At 70.0% G+C, this 14,417-nt stretch carries 16 protein-coding genes and 1 pseudogene; 12 read left to right on the forward strand and 5 right to left on the reverse strand.

Translation table 11 applies throughout. The features are described 5' to 3' along the window. Window positions 1-268: 268 nt before the first annotated feature. The gene (locus ACW4TU_RS19175; RefSeq protein ID WP_457429116.1) at window positions 269-646 is read right to left on the reverse strand and encodes a hypothetical protein; all 378 of its coding nucleotides are present in this window, start codon (window positions 644-646) and stop codon (window positions 269-271) included. 943 nt (window positions 647-1,589) lie between these two features. Between ACW4TU_RS19175 and ACW4TU_RS19180 the strand changes: the two are divergent. Further along, window positions 1,590-1,718: pseudogene (locus ACW4TU_RS19180) on the forward strand (IS5/IS1182 family transposase); the annotation flags it as partial. A 40-nt stretch (window positions 1,719-1,758) separates the two neighbouring features. After that, complete coding sequence (locus tag ACW4TU_RS19185) at window positions 1,759-1,881, forward strand: hypothetical protein (protein ID WP_457429118.1); 123 nt, start codon at window positions 1,759-1,761, stop codon at window positions 1,879-1,881. Between the two features lie 187 nt (window positions 1,882-2,068). On the opposite strand, the gene ACW4TU_RS19190 is transcribed toward ACW4TU_RS19185, so the two are convergent. Both ACW4TU_RS19190 and ACW4TU_RS19195 read right to left on the reverse strand, forming a co-directional pair. Beyond that, the gene (locus tag ACW4TU_RS19190; protein ID WP_457429119.1) at window positions 2,069-2,485 is read right to left on the reverse strand and encodes a hypothetical protein; all 417 of its coding nucleotides are present in this window, start codon (window positions 2,483-2,485) and stop codon (window positions 2,069-2,071) included. A 202-nt stretch (window positions 2,486-2,687) separates the two neighbouring features. Continuing rightward, window positions 2,688-4,271 (reverse strand): FadD3 family acyl-CoA ligase, encoded by a 1,584-nt coding sequence (locus tag ACW4TU_RS19195; RefSeq protein WP_457429121.1) that lies wholly within the window; start codon window positions 4,269-4,271, stop codon window positions 2,688-2,690. 110 nt (window positions 4,272-4,381) lie between these two features. On the opposite strand from ACW4TU_RS19195, the gene ACW4TU_RS19200 reads away from it, so the two are divergent. From ACW4TU_RS19200 to ACW4TU_RS19215, 4 genes are read left to right on the forward strand one after another with little or no spacing between them, the layout of a single operon-like run. Beyond that, window positions 4,382-5,566 (forward strand): lipid-transfer protein, encoded by a 1,185-nt coding sequence (locus tag ACW4TU_RS19200; protein ID WP_457429123.1) that lies wholly within the window; start codon window positions 4,382-4,384, stop codon window positions 5,564-5,566. 3 nt (window positions 5,567-5,569) lie between these two features. Next, entirely contained in the window at window positions 5,570-5,986 is a 417-nt protein-coding gene (locus ACW4TU_RS19205; protein ID WP_457429125.1) for a Zn-ribbon domain-containing OB-fold protein, read from the forward strand. Then, window positions 5,983-6,753 carry an enoyl-CoA hydratase/isomerase family protein gene (locus ACW4TU_RS19210; protein ID WP_457429127.1) on the forward strand — a complete coding sequence of 257 codons (771 nt, stop codon included), beginning with the start codon at window positions 5,983-5,985 and terminating at the stop codon, window positions 6,751-6,753. The genes ACW4TU_RS19205 and ACW4TU_RS19210 overlap by 4 nt, the downstream gene beginning before the upstream one ends. A 20-nt stretch (window positions 6,754-6,773) precedes the next feature. Further along, on the forward strand, window positions 6,774-7,781 hold the full coding sequence (locus tag ACW4TU_RS19215) for an alpha/beta fold hydrolase (protein ID WP_457429129.1): 1,008 nt from the start codon (window positions 6,774-6,776) through the stop codon (window positions 7,779-7,781). A gap of 67 nt (window positions 7,782-7,848) precedes the next feature. Here the strand turns inward: ACW4TU_RS19215 and ACW4TU_RS19220 are convergent, their stop codons facing one another. Then, entirely contained in the window at window positions 7,849-9,279 is a 1,431-nt protein-coding gene (locus ACW4TU_RS19220; protein WP_457429131.1) for a vanadium-dependent haloperoxidase, read from the reverse strand. A gap of 220 nt (window positions 9,280-9,499) precedes the next feature. Here ACW4TU_RS19220 and ACW4TU_RS19225 point away from each other — a divergent pair, with 220 nt between their 5' ends. Beyond that, a complete protein-coding gene (locus tag ACW4TU_RS19225) occupies window positions 9,500-10,651 on the forward strand; it encodes a sensor histidine kinase (RefSeq protein ID WP_457429133.1) in 1,152 nt (383 codons plus the stop codon). Further along, complete coding sequence (locus ACW4TU_RS19230) at window positions 10,648-11,304, forward strand: response regulator (RefSeq protein ID WP_457429134.1); 657 nt, start codon at window positions 10,648-10,650, stop codon at window positions 11,302-11,304. Before ACW4TU_RS19225 ends, ACW4TU_RS19230 begins: the two co-directional genes overlap by 4 nt. Window positions 11,305-11,336: 32 nt before the next feature. Here ACW4TU_RS19230 and ACW4TU_RS19235 read toward each other — a convergent pair whose 3' ends face one another. Next, window positions 11,337-11,765: a hypothetical protein gene (locus ACW4TU_RS19235; RefSeq protein WP_457429136.1), complete on the reverse strand. Its 429-nt coding sequence runs from the start codon at window positions 11,763-11,765 to the stop codon at window positions 11,337-11,339. Between the two features lie 288 nt (window positions 11,766-12,053). On the opposite strand from ACW4TU_RS19235, the gene ACW4TU_RS19240 reads away from it, so the two are divergent. The 4 genes from ACW4TU_RS19240 (at window position 12,054) to ACW4TU_RS19255 (ending at window position 14,259) form a co-directional block, all read left to right on the forward strand. After that, entirely contained in the window at window positions 12,054-12,437 is a 384-nt protein-coding gene (locus tag ACW4TU_RS19240; RefSeq protein WP_457430203.1) for a sortase-dependent protein, read from the forward strand. Further along, entirely contained in the window at window positions 12,434-13,081 is a 648-nt protein-coding gene (locus tag ACW4TU_RS19245) for a class F sortase (protein WP_457429138.1), read from the forward strand. The genes ACW4TU_RS19240 and ACW4TU_RS19245 overlap by 4 nt, the downstream gene beginning before the upstream one ends. A gap of 115 nt (window positions 13,082-13,196) precedes the next feature. After that, on the forward strand, window positions 13,197-13,688 hold the full coding sequence (locus ACW4TU_RS19250) for an RNA polymerase sigma factor (RefSeq protein ID WP_329273216.1): 492 nt from the start codon (window positions 13,197-13,199) through the stop codon (window positions 13,686-13,688). After that, window positions 13,672-14,259: a hypothetical protein gene (locus ACW4TU_RS19255; RefSeq protein ID WP_457429140.1), complete on the forward strand. Its 588-nt coding sequence runs from the start codon at window positions 13,672-13,674 to the stop codon at window positions 14,257-14,259. Before ACW4TU_RS19250 ends, ACW4TU_RS19255 begins: the two co-directional genes overlap by 17 nt. Window positions 14,260-14,417 lie beyond the last annotated feature (158 nt).

Raw genomic sequence — 14,417 nt, forward strand, 5'->3', positions numbered from 1 at the left:
GCCGTGAGGTCATCGTGGCCGGCGGATACCTCGTCATCGCCGCCGGGACGGTGGGCGAAGAAATGGGCGCGCCCGTTACGCGATGGCGAGTTACAGCCCGAATTTCCTGCCCTCCCCGCATCACGCGCCGCCCGTATATCGCATGCTGGGCGAGAAACCGGCGGGCGGCGGAACACCGGTCGATATCCAACTCGCCCCGCCCCGGCGGGCGGGGCAGGGCGTCAGGGGTAGGGGCATGAGGTGGAAGTAACCGTGCCTCCAAGCTCGCTCAGGCCATGTCGAGGCCGAACTTGCAGGTCAAGGTCTGGTGGTAGGTGTGGCCTGCCTGGGTGTAGTCAGCCTGGCAGCCCGAGAGGGGCTTGGTGATCTTCCCGATGACCTTGATCCGTACGACCGCGTACTTGTCGCTGAGCACCGATGGCTTGATGGTGTAGGGGTGCCCGGCATAGTTCGTGTACTTGTCGAGGTCCACATCGCCCTTGGTGGGATGCGCGGTCTCCTGGTAGCCCAAGCGGTAGCCGGGCGTGTCCTTCACGGAGTAGACGGAATAGCCGAGGACCTTGGCCCCTGCCGGGATGTTGAGGAGCTTGATCCCGGTCATGGAGACGGGCTGCTTGGACGTGTTCCTCGTGAGAGGGAAGGCCATGCGGTAGACCTCACCGACCTTGACGTCCGAGAAACCGAGGGCACCGGTGGTTCCCGGCCCCTCCGCTTGCAGCGCCGTCCCTGCGGTGACCCCGCCGCCAGCAGTCGTCCCTGCGCAGCCTGCCGTGAGAGCCAGCAGGGCCGTCACGGTGAGCGCCCGTGTGCGACCGCGCCGACCAGTACGAGTAGATGACACCGGGGTGCCCCGAAATCTTGCCCTTGGCGCCCCAGATGTCATGGAACTGACATCGACGCCGCACCTCGCCACGGCGCCCCCGGACGGGATGTCGTAGCCCACCGGAACGATGGAGTACGAATGTGTGGTCTTGCCCTCAGGGCAGGCGTACTGGTGGTCGATGTCCTGGTAGTGGCCAAAGTCAGCCGTCTGCCAGATATTTCGGCCATGAATGAATTCCCCGATTCCCCCGGGGCTCCCCGGATTTTCCGGGTCCCCGATGAGGCAAGTGAAGCCTCACGAAGTGCGGCTGCGAAATTCGGCGGGGGTATGGTCGATCGCCTTTGATGCGTTCCCCCGCCTTGCGCCGCGCTGGTCTGCTGAGCTGCGGCTTGACTGGAAGCTAACGCGGTAAAACCTGAATGGTCAACGAGCTTGGCTATCGTTTTGCCATAGCGATCAACTCGCTTTGCCGGTGAGCTCAAATTGGGCTCAAGTCCTGCGTAAATCGCCGGATCCCGCCGCAGCCCAAGGCACTCCGTCCCGGTAATTGGTGCACCGCCCGCGTCCATAGCCGCCGGGCGACCGTGTCCCGTAGCTGGACCGAACTCACTGAGCGTTTTCAGCTCGGCCCCCGATCGGGTGATGCCAACAGGGTGCGCAACGCACGAGGCTCCCGTGCCGTTGGGGGAGGTGTTCGACGTCTCAACCCACAGACACAGGAGCCACGTTGGTTCCCTGACCTGCCGCACTCGGCCTACCGCACACCCTGGTCGAGCGGGTCACGCTACTCATCGTCACCCGCGAGTGTGACCGCCGCTGCGAACTCCCACCGCGCCAACGCGCGCTGGTCGGCCTGGTGTACCTGCGCAGGCACGACACGCTCGCCCAACTAGCCGCACCCAGACACAAACCGGCCGATTTACCAAGGGACCGTCATGAGACGCAGCACCTTGTTGGCGGCGGCCACGCTGTCCACCTCCCTGCTCGCGGGCCTCGCCCCGGCCCAGGCGGACAACACCGAAGGCGGTCCCATCCTGTCCGGCGCTGACGGCTGGTAAAGCCGGCCGGGGTCCCGGAAGCCGGCCCGGTGCCCGGGCGGCCTTCCTCGCCGAGGTGGCGGGCTGACCTGCCGAGAGCAGATGTTCTCGATCGGCATCGAGATCGCAAGGACTACGGCCGCCCCGTACGCAGGCCGCCCCTGAGCTCCCCGGTGTCCCAGGGGGCGGCCTCCGTACGGGGCGGGTCTCAGCACTCGTAGTAGACGATCTTCCCGTCGCCGTTCTCATCCACCGAGTCGCCCCAGAAGTTGTCTTCCGACGTCCAGCCGTAGGTGCTGGTGCCCGCGACCCGGATGTACCACCACGTGTGGCCGAAGGAGTTCTTCTTCCAGCACTGGAAGTAGATCAGGGCCTCCTGGGGGACCCACCCGACGTCCCAGCAGCCGTCCTGGTAGGGCCCGCTCTTGAGGTTGTAGCCCCAGCCGTCGTCCCAGTAGGTGTACCCGCGCCCTTCCCCGTTGGCCGTGGGAGTCCAGCACTCCGCCTGCGCGGTGGCCTGCGCGGACGGCGCGATCGCGGCACTGACGCCGAACGTCATGAGGACCGCGAGCAGGAGGTTCGCGGCCACCCGGACCGGGCGGTGCTGTGATGTGGTGCGCAACACGTGAGGTTTCCTCTCCCTTGCTGGCATGTACAGGCAAGGCTAGAGAGAACGGGCCGTCACCTCATTGACGGTGCGTGCCAGACTCTTGACGATGTGTGCCCGGAGCGCTCCACCGAGGGGTGCCAGTGATCTGCCATTCCCCCCGCATCCCGCTCATCCCCGTCGCGCCCCTCATCCCCGTCGCACCTCTCAACCCCCGCCCTCAACCCCCCGCCCGCAACTCCCCCTTGACCACCTTCCCGCTCGCGTTCCGAGGCAGCCCGCCCACGAACTCCACCACCCTCGGCACCTTGTAGTTGGCCATCTCCCGCCGCGCCCAGGCGATCAGATCGTCCGCCGTGAGCGACACCCCCGGCCGGCGCACCACGTACGCCTTCCCGACCTCGCCCAGCCGGGCGTCCGGTACGCCGATCACCGCCACGTCCGCCACGTCCGGGTGCAGTCCAAGGAGTTGCTCGATCTCCGCCGGGTACGCGTTGAAGCCTCCGACGATGAACATGTCCTTGAGGCGGTCGGTGATCCGGAGGTTGCCGTCGGCGTCCAGTACGCCGACGTCTCCCGTCCTCAACCAGCCCTCCCCCGTGACGACTTCGGCCGTGCTCTGCGCGTCCTCGAAGTACCCGCGCATGACGTTGAAGCCCCGCACCAGCACCTCACCGGGCTCGCCCACAGGTGCCTCGACCCTCACCTCGACCCCGGGAACGGCCCGTCCGGACGTCGACGCGATCACCGGTGGCGCGTCGCCCCGGCGGCACATCGTGACGATGCCGCTCGCCTCGGACAGGCCGTACGCCGTCAGGACCGTCCCCACGCCCAGCTCCGTACGCAGCCGTTCCACCAGCCGCAACGGCACCACCGCCGCCCCCGTCACCACCAGCCGCAGACTCGACAGGTCGTACGCGCCCCGGGACGGGTGGTCCAGGAGCGACTGAAGCAGCGTGGGCGGGCCGGGGAGGACCGACACCCGCTCCGCCGCCACGTTCGCCAGGACCGTGTTCACGTTGAACACCGGCTGCGGGATCACCGTCGCGCCCCGCATCAGACACGCCAACACCCCTGCTTTGTAGCCGAAGGTGTGGAAGAAGGGGTTCACGACGAGATAGCGGTCCCCTTCCCGCAGTCCCGCCAACTCGCTCCAGATCTCGTACGCGCGGAGCGACTGCGCGTGCGTGATCACGGCGCCCTTCGGCCGGCCCGTCGTGCCCGAGGTGAAGACGATGTCCGAGGGGTCGGAACCCCTTACCGCCTCCGCCCTCGCCCGGACGATCCGCGCGTCCACGCCGTCGCCGCCCGCCAGGAAGTCCTTCCAGGTACGGAACTCGGCCGGCGCGTCCTCCCCCAGCACCACCACGTCCGTCAGCTCCGGAAGCCCCGCCAAGGGTCCGTGACCGTCGCCGCTCCCCGCCGCCCTCCGCAGCGAGGCCACGTACGACGTGCCCAGGAACGTGCCCGTCACGAACAGCAGCCTCGCCCGGCTGCGCGCCAGTACGTACGCCGCCTCCGCGCCCTTGAAGCGCGTGTTCAGCGGTACGAGCACCGCGCCCGCCGACACCGCGCCCAGTGCGGACACCATCCAGTCGAGGGAGTTGGGCGCCCAGATCGCCACCCGGTCACCGGCCGCCACCCCGCTCGCGACGCAGGCCGCCGCCGCCCGCTCCACCCGCGCGCCCAGCTCCGCGTACGAGACGCGGGTACGTCCGTCCACGACCGCCTCGGTGTCGCCGTACCGCTCCACCGCCGCCCGGACCAGCCCCGGAATGCTGCCCCACTCCACGTCACCGCGCACCGCGAGCCTCCCCACAACACCTCACCGCACAAGAGCTGACTGACCGTCAGATTAGCTGTAACCTGACGCCCTGTCAGCAGCCGGACACGCGTGCGGAGGTGTGTGCAGTCATGACAGTCGCACCAGTTACGGCCGGGATCAGGGGCGCCACCGGCATCAAGGACGCCACCGCCATCGCCGGGATCGGGCAGACCCCCTTCGCCCGGCAACTCCCCCAGAACGAACGGACGTTGGCGTGCCGTGCGATCCTCGCCGCGCTCGACGACGCGGGTATCGCGCCCGCCGAGGTCGACGCCCTCGCCTCCTACACCATGGAGGAGACCGACGAGGTCGAGGTCGCCAAGGCACTCGGTCTCGGTGACCTCACCTTCTTCTCCAAGGTCGGCTATGGCGGCGGCGGTTCCTGTGCCACCGTCGCCCATCTCGCCGCCGCGATAGCCACCGGACAGGCCACGGTCGGTGTCGCCTGGCGGTCACGGAAGAGGGGTTCCGGGCCCCGGCCGTGGCGGAACACCAGCGCCCAACTCCCCACCCCCGCCCAGTGGACGCGCCCTTTCGGGCTGCTGCGCCCCTCCGACGAGATCGCGATGCTCACGCGCCGGCACATGCACGAGTACGGCACGACCCGCGACCACCTCTTCAACGTCGCCCTCGCCTGCCGCAACCGGGCGAACCAGAACCCGGACGCGATCATGTACGACCGTCCGCTCACCCGCGAGATGTACATGACCTCCCGCTGGATCAGCGAACCCCTCTGCCTCTTCGACAACTGCCTGGAGACGGACGGGGCCCTGGCCTGTGTGGTCGTCTCCGCCGAGCGGGCCCGCGACTGCCGCCGCGCCCCCGTCTACATCCACTCCGCCGCCCAGGGCCTGCCCGCCCAGCACCACGGCATGGTCAACTACTGGAACGACGACCCGCTGACCGGCCCGGCCTGGACGGCCGCCCGACACCTCTGGAAACACGCCGACTTCACCCCGGACGACATCCAAGTGGCCCAGCTCTACGACGCGTTCACCGCCCTCATCCCCCTCTCCCTGGAGGGCTACGGCTTCTGCGGACGCGGCGAGGGCGGCGCCTTCACCGAGGGGGGCGCCCTGGAGAGCGGCGGCCGTCTGCCGATCAACACCGGCGGGGGCGGTCTCAGCGAGGCGTACGTCCACGGCTTCAACCTCATCACCGAGGGCGTACGGCAACTGCGCGGCACCAGCACCGCCCAGGTCCCCGGCGCCGCCACCTGTCTGGTCACCGCGGGCGAGGGCGTCCCCACCTCCGCCCTTCTGCTGAGGAGTTGAGAGATGCTGACCCCTGTCGTGGACGAGGACGGCGCCCCCTTCTGGGGGTACGCGGCCCAGGGCGAACTCCGCGTCCAGACCTGCGCGGACTGCGCCGAACCCCGCTTTCCGCCCCGCCCCTGCTGCCCCCACTGCCAGTCCTTCGCGAGCGAGTGGCGCGCGGTCAGCGGACGCGGACGCGTCTGGTCGTACGTCGTCCCGCATCCGCCGCTCCTGCCGGACTACGCCGAGCTGGCCCCGTACAACGTGATCGTCGTCGAGCTGGCGGACGCACCGCGCATCCGGCTGGTCGGCAACCTGGTCACCGGCCCCGACGCCCCCCTCAACTCCCTTCCCCCCGACCGGATTCGCATCGGCGCACGCGTGCAGGTCGTCTTCTCCTCCGCCGGGCTTCCGCAGTGGATCCTGGAGCGCCCGTGAGCCTGAGCCTGTCGACCGACAAGGAGACCGGGGTCGCCGTCGTCACCCTCGACCGGCCGCGGAAACTCAACGCCATCGACCTCGCCACCGCCAACGAACTGGCTTCCACCTGGCGGGAGTTGCGCTTCGACGACACCGTGCGGGCCATCGTCCTCACGGGGGCCGGGACGCGCGCCTTCTGTACGGGCCTCGACCGCGGCGCGGTCGTCCCCCAGCCCAGCTCGCCCTACATGGTGGACGATCCGCTCGACATGATCGGCCCGAAGGCGAACGACCTCTGGAAGCCGGTGATCGCCGCGGTGAACGGTATGGCGTGCGGCGGCGCCTTCTACCTCCTCGCGGAGTCGGAGTTCCTCGTCGCCGACCCGAGCGCCACCTTCTTCGACCCGCACACCACGTACGGCATGGTCAGCGCCTACGAGTCGATGGGCATGGCACAGCGGATGCCGTACGGGGAGATCGCGCGGATGGCGCTGATGGGGACGGCGGAGCGGGTGTCGGCCGCGCGGGCGTACGAGATCGGGCTGGTGAGTGAAGTCACCGCACCCGGTGGGTCGTTGGCAGCCTCCGTCGACCGCGCCCGGGTCCTCGCGTCGTATCCGCCGGAGGGTGTGCAGGGCACGGTGCGGGCGGTGTGGGCGGCGAAGGAGGCGGCCCGCGCGCATGCCCTCGCCTACGCCCCGCACCTGGTCCGCCTCGGCAACCTGCCGGGGGACAGACAGTCGGAGCTGTTCGCCGCCCGCACCCCGGATTTCCGGTTGCGATAGCAACGCATACCCTTTGCGTCATGGCTGAGAACCGCACCGTGGTCGAGCACCACAGGGTCGAGCACCGCAGGGTGGACGTGAACGGCGTCCGGCTGCACATCGCGGAGGCGGGCGAGGGTCCGCTCGTCGTGCTGCTGCACGGTTTCCCCGAGTCCTGGCACTCCTGGCGCCACCAGTTCGGGCCGCTGGCCGCCGCCGGTTTCCGGGTCGTCGCCCCCGACCAGCGCGGATACGGCGAGAGCGAACGCCCCGAGGACGTGTCCGCGTACAGCATCATGCACCTGGTCGGCGACGTGGTCGGGCTGATCCACGCGCTCGGCGAGGAGACGGCGTACGTCGTCGGCCACGACTGGGGCGCGCCGGTGGCCTGGCACACCGCGCTGCTGCGTCCGGACGTCGTGCGCGGGGTGGCGGGCCTGAGCGTGCCGCCGCCGTTCCGGGGCGACCACCGTCCCCTGGGCGTGATGGAGGCGATGTTCGGCGGCCGTTTCTACTGGAACTACATCAACCGCCCCCGGGTCGCCGACGCCGAACTGGCCCGCGACCCGCGCACCACACTCCGCAGGACCCTGTACGCCTTCTCCGGCGACAACCCCGACTCCGGCACCGGCAGGCAGCCCCTGGTCGAGCCCGGCCAGGGCTGGCTGGACACGATGCCCGACCCGGAGGAACTCCCGGCCTGGCTCACGGAGGCGGACCTCGACTCCCTCACCGAGAGCTTCGCGGGCAGCTTCACCGGTGCCCTCAACTGGTACCGCAACATCGACCGCAACTGGGAACTGACGTCGGCCTGGCACGGGGCCGTGGTCAGCCCGCCCGCCCTGTACGTGTACGGCGACAGGGACCTCGTACCCGCGTTTCCGGGTACGCCCCAACTCATCGCGCGGCTTCCGAAGTTGATGCCCAATCTGCGGCGCGATCCGGTGGTGCTGGCGGGCTGCGGCCACTGGACGCAGCAGGAGCGGCCGGACGAGGTCAACGCGGCGCTGATCCCGTTCCTCACGGAGCTGAGGGACGCCACGAGCTGAGCACGTCGCGGCAGACGGAACTCCTGCTCGCTGAGCGGGAGTTCCGTCCAGGACCCAGGATTTCCGCCTAGAACACGCGCAACTTCGTGGTGAAGACCTGGGCTGCGACCTTGTCACCCAGGACGAGGCCGTCCTCCGCGTCCCACGGGAAGTGGACGCCGAGCCAGACCCTGCTGTAGGCGTCCTCGGTGGCCGCCGCGCTGAAGCTGTTGAAGTGGCGTGTCTTCACCGGTGACTGAGGCTCGTCGGTGGTCATGTCGAAGGCGATGTTGTCGCTGCCGAAGTAGCGCTTCATCACCCCTGCCCAGGCCGCGCCGAACGTCGCGTGCCCCGAGGCCCAGGCCGGGAAGCACGGGCTGACGTTCACACCCGCCCGGGTTTTCAGCAGCGGCTTCCACTCCGGGTCGAGCCCGCCTTCCCGGATCGCGGACACCGGCCGCCACAGGTCGATCGGTGTCAGGAACTTCACGTCCCGTACCGCGATCCCGGCGTCCGCCATGGCGAGGGAGACGAGCGCGAACAGCCGGGCGTTCTCGTAGGTGGTCAGGTTGCGGGCGTAGGAGACCTCCCGGGTCGCCTGAAGCAGCTGGCCCGGCGGCTTGTAGGTGCCGTCCAGATCGTTGGCCCAGAACCAGGCCGCCGCCTCCTGATCCGGGGTCCGGTTGACGACGGGCGTACGCGCGGTCGGTTTGTCGGCGCCGGCCGACCGCACCGCCTCGACCTGAGCCTTGTAGGCGTCGCTGGCCAGCAGCTTCTCGTACGTCCCGTAGAGGCCCGGGGTCGCCGGGCGGAACTGCGAGCCGGAGGTGAGGGAGAAGGGCTTCAGCTGGCCCCAGAACGGTGTGACCGCCTGGCTGTCGCGTTCGCACGAGGGATCGGGCATGTCCGGGTAGCTGGTGGCCCGCCACGCGCCCGGCTTGTTGTCGCCGACGTACACCTGGTCGTTGTCGGAGCCGTCGCCGTTTCGCGCGTCCCTCATCTGCGTGACCATGCGGTTGACAACCGTGACGTCGAGCAGATCGAACGCGGTGGGCTCGGTGCCGAAGCGCTCACGGAACTTCGAGTCGAGGAACTGCGTCTGGTTCCTGCCGTACAGCCCCAGCAGGATGTTGTACGCCGTACGGCCGATCACCCGTTCCTCTTCGTCGGGACCCTCGACCCAGCCGTCGTACTTGTGGGCGTAGAGGTACGGCTCCGAGGTGATCTTGCCCTTCCACTTCAGCTGGTACGAGCTCTCCGCGTCGTAGATCGCCGCGTTCAGCATCGCCGCGGAACGGGCCATCGGCCCCGGTCCGCCACCCTCACGCCGGATGACCTGGAGCAGGACGTCGTTCCAGAAGTGGACGGGATCGGCGATCTGTTGTCGCGGCAGCGCCGCCTGTGCCGGCTGCGAAGCGACGGTGAGCGCGCTGCCGGTGGTGGCCAGCACCGCCGCCGTGGCCAGCACCCGGCGCCACATCCCCGTGCTGGGCCGGACAGATCTCGTGTTCGTGGACATAGCAACCCCCTGTTGGTGTGAAGACGTCGGTCGTGCGGCCCTGCCCTTCGTCGGATCCGTGTGCTGGTCCCAGACGCTACGAGCGGGACGCGTGTGGCGTCGTCCCGCGCTCGTTGGCACTCCGGGTCGACCCGGAGTGGTAGCCGTCCGGTTCCTGCGACTTCCGCGGTACCGCGAAAGGTTGACGCCCGTGCGCCGGGTGCGGCCCTAGGCTGCTGCGATGCGGATCCGCCCTCCTGCCGTCGACGCGCTGATCGTGGCGGCGCTGACCGGTGTGGCCCTCCTGCTGGGGCCGGAGGCCGCGCGCCAGGGGCAGAATCCGCTCGACGCGACCGCCTACGCGCTGGTCGTCCTGGTCCATGTGCCGCTCGTGCTGCGCGGCCGGGCCCCGGTGGTGGTCTGGTGCCTCGTGCACGCGATGTGGCTGGTGTACATCACCGCCGGTTACTGGCCCGTGGTGTGCAGCTTCGGCCCCATGCTCGCCGTCTACACCGTCGCCTCCCAGCGCTCGCCGCGCGTGTCCGTCCCCTGCGCCGCGCTGATGGGCGCGGTCTGGATCTACGCGGGCGCGGTGAACCACACCGACGCCTGGGAGTCCGTCGCCGCACAGGCCGTGGTCTACCCGGCGGTGCTGTGGCGCTTCGGCGTCCTCGCCCGCAGCTCGGCCGAGCTGGCCCGGCAGCTGCGCCGGGAACAGGCCGCGCGGGCCCGGCGCGAGGTGGCCGAGGAACGCGGCCGGATCGCCCGTGAACTGCACGACGTGGTCGCCCACCACATCTCCGTGATCTCCGTACAGGCCGGTCTCGCCCGGTTCGTCTTCGACACCGACCGCCACACCACACGCACCGCGCTCGACAGCATCGAAGCCACCGGCAGGGAAGCCCTCGACGAACTGCGCCGCATGCTCATGCTGCTGCGCGCCGACGGCGACGGCGCCCCCGCCGGCCCGATGCCGGGCCTGGCCCGCCTCGGCGAGATGACCGAGCGCCTCCGCACCGGCGGCACCGAGGTCACTCTGACGGTCGAGGGCACCGAGCGCCCTCTGGCCCCCGGCGTGGAACTGTGCGCCTACCGGGTGGTGCAGGAGGCGCTCACCAACGTCCTCAAACACGCGCCCGGCGCGAGTGCCTGGGTACGGCTGAGGTACGAACCGCACCAGGTGACGGTGTCGGTCACGGACAACGGAGAGGGGGTGATTCCAGCCAGAGTACGAACCGGCGGCGGCCACGGCTTGCCTGGCATGCGGGAGCGGGCCAAGCTCTACGGCGGGCAGATCGACATCGGCCCGCGGGACCAAGGGGGCTTCGCCGTGCGGCTGGTCCTGCCGACCTCCGCGCGGGCCGCACAGCAGGGGGACGACACCACCACATGACCACCGTGCTCGTCGTGGACGACCAGTTCCTCATCCGGGCCGGCCTGGCGGGCCTGCTGCGCGCCGCCCCCGGCATCGAGGTCGTCGGCGAGGCGAGCGACGGCGCGGAAGCCGTGACGCTGGCCGCCGAGACCGCCCCCGAGGTGATCCTCATGGACGTCCGGATGCCCGGCATGAACGGCATCGAGGCCACCGAACGCATCCTCGCCCAGGCCGGCGACCCCCCGCCCCGGATCCTGATGCTGACCACCTTCGACCTCGACGAGTACGTCTACGGGGCACTGCGCGCCGGAGCCTGCGGATTCCTCCTCAAGGACTCCGGCCCCGAACGGCTGCTCGCCGCCGTGGGTGCCGTCGCCGGCGGTGACGCGCTCTTCGCCCCCAGCGTCACCCGCCGCCTGGTGGAGGCGTACGCCCGCCAGACCGCCTGTGAACTGCCCCCCGACCTGGACACGTTGACCGCCCGCGAACGGGAGGTCCTGAAACTGATCGCCCGCGGCCTGTCCAACCAGGAGATCGCCGACCGCCTCTACATCAGCGAGGCCACCGTCAAGACCCACCTCAACCGCACGATGACCAAACTGGACCTGGACAGCAGGGCACAGGCCGTGGTGATCGCGTACGAATCAGGGCTCGTGACCCCGGGCGGATAGCGACCGGGCGCGTCGGCGGCCCATGTCCCGGGTCAGTGGACGTAGATGCAGGCCTCACCGCCGTAGTAATGGCCGCCGCCGCTGTAGATCCAGAGCACGGCGCAGTATTCGCCCGCCCTCGAGACGGAGCCGTTGAGGACACTGACTTCCGCGAAGTTGTTGGTGGTGACCTGGGAGCCGTTCTTCCAGTGCACCTGGCCGGCCTTGAGGTATTCAAGGTGGATCGACTTCGCGTTGTTGCTGTCGGTTCGCCTGGCGCTTCCTGTGACCTGCTCGACGTACAGGCCGTCACCGATGATCTCGTAGCAGACCTCCCAGTACCCCAGGGAGGCGGACCCACCGTTTCCGCAGACTCTCGCACTGGCGGAGGCGGGACTCGCCGTCGCCAGGGTGGCGAGGGTCATCACGCCGGCGGTGATGGACGCGGCCAGGAGACGTCGATTTCTGCGTTGCGATTTCATGGGGAGAGCCTGGCATTCGACGCATTCGATGCCATCCCGCGCTCGTACGAGTGCGGGTAAACCTGCGGCGTACCCATGGGTAAACCTGCGGCGTACGCGCAGAGCCGGTGCGAAGGACCCGACCCGCACCACACCCCCTCTCACGACTTTGCCATCTCTTTACAACCCGTCCGGGCGCCGGGTCGTCTCTCCACACGATCCGTCACTCAGCCCGCCCAGCCCAACCCGCCCTCTTCCGGGCGCGGTTCGGGGCGGACGACGAAAGAGAGCCATTCCATGCGCCGTACCGTGCGCCGTACCGTCCTCAGCGCCGTGGCACTCGCGGCCACCGCCGTACTCGCGGGCACCGCCCCCGCGTTCGCCGACGGGACGAGCTCGACCACCCCGGCCCCCAGCGTCGCGCCGACCGAGGCCACCCCGGAGCCGAGCGCCGAACCGACCCAGGCACCGTCCGAGGGGGCCGACCCCGTGGCCGGCGAGGCCCCCACCACCTGGTCCAGCCCGTCCCAGGTCGCCGAGGTTCCGGCCGGCGCGCCCAACACCGGGGTGACGCAGACGTCGACGGACTCCGGCACGCCGGGGACACTGATCGGCGGGGGCGCCGCCGCCGCGTTCGCCGTGGCCGGCGCCTCGCTGTTCGTCGTACGCCGTCGGCGGGCGACCGGGGCGTGACCGTGCTCTCCAGGCGCGCGTTCGGTACGGGAGCCACGGCTGCCGCCGCCTCGCTGCTCGTGGGCTGTTCCTCCGGCGGCGAGGGCGTACGGACGACAGGGACCCCGAGCCCCGACGCCTCCTCCCCGCCACCGCAGTCGACCGACGGCCGGCACACCTCCGCCAAGTCCGCGCGGGCGGTGGGCCGTTCGGCCCCGGTCCGACTCAGCATCCCGGCCCTCGGGGTCGACACCCCGGTCATGCGGCTGGGACTGGCGTCCGACGGCACGGTGCAGGTCCCTCCGATCAGCGATCACGACCAGGCCGGCTGGTACGAGCACTCGCCGACGCCGGGTCAGACCGGCCCGTCGGTGATCCTCGGGCATGTCACGGTCGGCGCGTACGGGGACGGTGTCTTCCACGACCTCTCGCGGCTGCGCCGGGGCGAGAAGATCGTCGCGCGCCTGGAGAACGGCACCGGGGCGGAGTTCACGGTCACCTCCCTGCGGACGGTGGCCAAGGCCAACTTCCCGACGGCCGACGTCTACGGGAACGTGGACCGTCCGGAGCTTCGTCTCATCACCTGCGGCGGCCCCAAGGACGAGGACGGCTACCTCGACAACGTGATCGTCTTCGCCGCGCTGACGTCGTCCACGGCCCCGTGAACGCCCCGTGAGCACACTGGAGCACAAAGGACGGCGGGCCGGCGGAACGTACGCCGCCGGCCCGCCGTCCTCCCCCACGAGTGCCACACCCGTGGCAACAGCACCATGGAGAGCGTTGAAACGGTCCCGCGACAAGGCAGCGTCCGAGCTGTTCGCCGCCCTCTATCCGCGCCTGGCCGGCTGGTGCCGCCGTCTTGTCGACGACGACGAGACGGCCCACGAGATCGCCTCGGAGGCGTTCACCCGCCTGTGGGCCCGCTGGACGTCGGTCGAGGAGCCGCGCGGCTTCCTCTATGTGACGGCGGCCAACATCGTCCGGGACCACTGGCGCAAAATGGAACGTGAGCGCAGGGCCATGCGGCACGTGACCACGGAAGCGGCGCTGCGCACCCACACCGAGCCGTCGGACCCGTCCGTCCGTCTGCTGGTGCAGTCGCTGCCGGAACGACTGCGCGTCCCGATCCTCCTCCACTACTACGCTGACATGCCCATCCGGGAAGTGTCCGCACTGACCGGACGTAAGGAAGGAACCATCAAGGCCGACCTCCACGCGGCCCGTGAACAACTCCGCGCCCACCTGAGGAAAAGTCTTGACCACACGCTTTGACGACGACGAAGACCCGGATTTCGGACCGATCGACCCCACCGCCTCCGACCACGACCCCGACGACCCCCTCCTGGTCCTCCTCGGCCCCGCCCCCGCCTACCTGGGCGCACCCCTGGGCCGCTTCGAGGAGATCCGCCGTACCGCGACCCGCCGCCGGCGCACCCGTACCGCGGCCGGAGTGGGCATGGTCTGCGCCGTCGCCGCCCTCATCGCCCTCCCCCTCAACCTGACCACGGCCGAGAGCCCCCGCTCCCCCACGGTCCCCCAGGCCCCGCCCGCCGCGACCAGCCCGTCGGCACCCCCCGCCGACGGCTCGCCCACGGCCGCGCCCACGCCCGCCACACCGCAGCCGTCCGTTCCCGGCACCACCGACCCCGGCACCCCGGCCGAAGAACCCACCGAGGAGTTCAACTCCCCCAGCCAGGCGCCCCGTGAAACGTCCGACGTCACGACCGACGAGTCGCCGGTGCCGTCGCCCGCGGCCACGTCAGATCCGACCACAGCGGCGATCACCTCACCGACGATCGGAACCGGGGACGCCGCCACGCCCGGGGGCACGACGGCTCCGTAGCCGGACCGGCCCGCCTGTCGTCCCCGTCCCCATCCCCATCCCCCGTACAACTTTTCGACGGGATCGGTCGTCAGATTGATCGGCACGGTGGCCGGCCACCGTCCGTGATGTTCAGCGATCACACGTCGGATTCAAGTGATCAACCGATCAGGAACGGG

The sequence above is a fragment of the Streptomyces kryoterrae genome (assembly GCF_054072135.1).

Coding starts and splice junctions, on each gene's coding strand:
- ACW4TU_RS19225 (WP_457429133.1), top strand. CDS start 9,500: ATGCGGATCCGCCCTCCTGCCGTCGACGCGCTGATCGTGGCGGCGCTG.
- ACW4TU_RS19220 (WP_457429131.1), bottom strand. CDS start 9,279: ATGTCCACGAACACGAGATCTGTCCGGCCCAGCACGGGGATGTGGCGC.
- ACW4TU_RS19230 (WP_457429134.1), top strand. CDS start 10,648: ATGACCACCGTGCTCGTCGTGGACGACCAGTTCCTCATCCGGGCCGGC.
- ACW4TU_RS19185 (WP_457429118.1), top strand. CDS start 1,759: ATGAGACGCAGCACCTTGTTGGCGGCGGCCACGCTGTCCACCTCCCTG.
- ACW4TU_RS19205 (WP_457429125.1), top strand. CDS start 5,570: ATGCTGACCCCTGTCGTGGACGAGGACGGCGCCCCCTTCTGGGGGTAC.
- ACW4TU_RS19175 (WP_457429116.1), bottom strand. CDS start 646: ATGGCCTTCCCTCTCACGAGGAACACGTCCAAGCAGCCCGTCTCCATG.
- ACW4TU_RS19235 (WP_457429136.1), bottom strand. CDS start 11,765: ATGAAATCGCAACGCAGAAATCGACGTCTCCTGGCCGCGTCCATCACC.
- ACW4TU_RS19215 (WP_457429129.1), top strand. CDS start 6,774: ATGGCTGAGAACCGCACCGTGGTCGAGCACCACAGGGTCGAGCACCGC.
- ACW4TU_RS19200 (WP_457429123.1), top strand. CDS start 4,382: ATGACAGTCGCACCAGTTACGGCCGGGATCAGGGGCGCCACCGGCATC.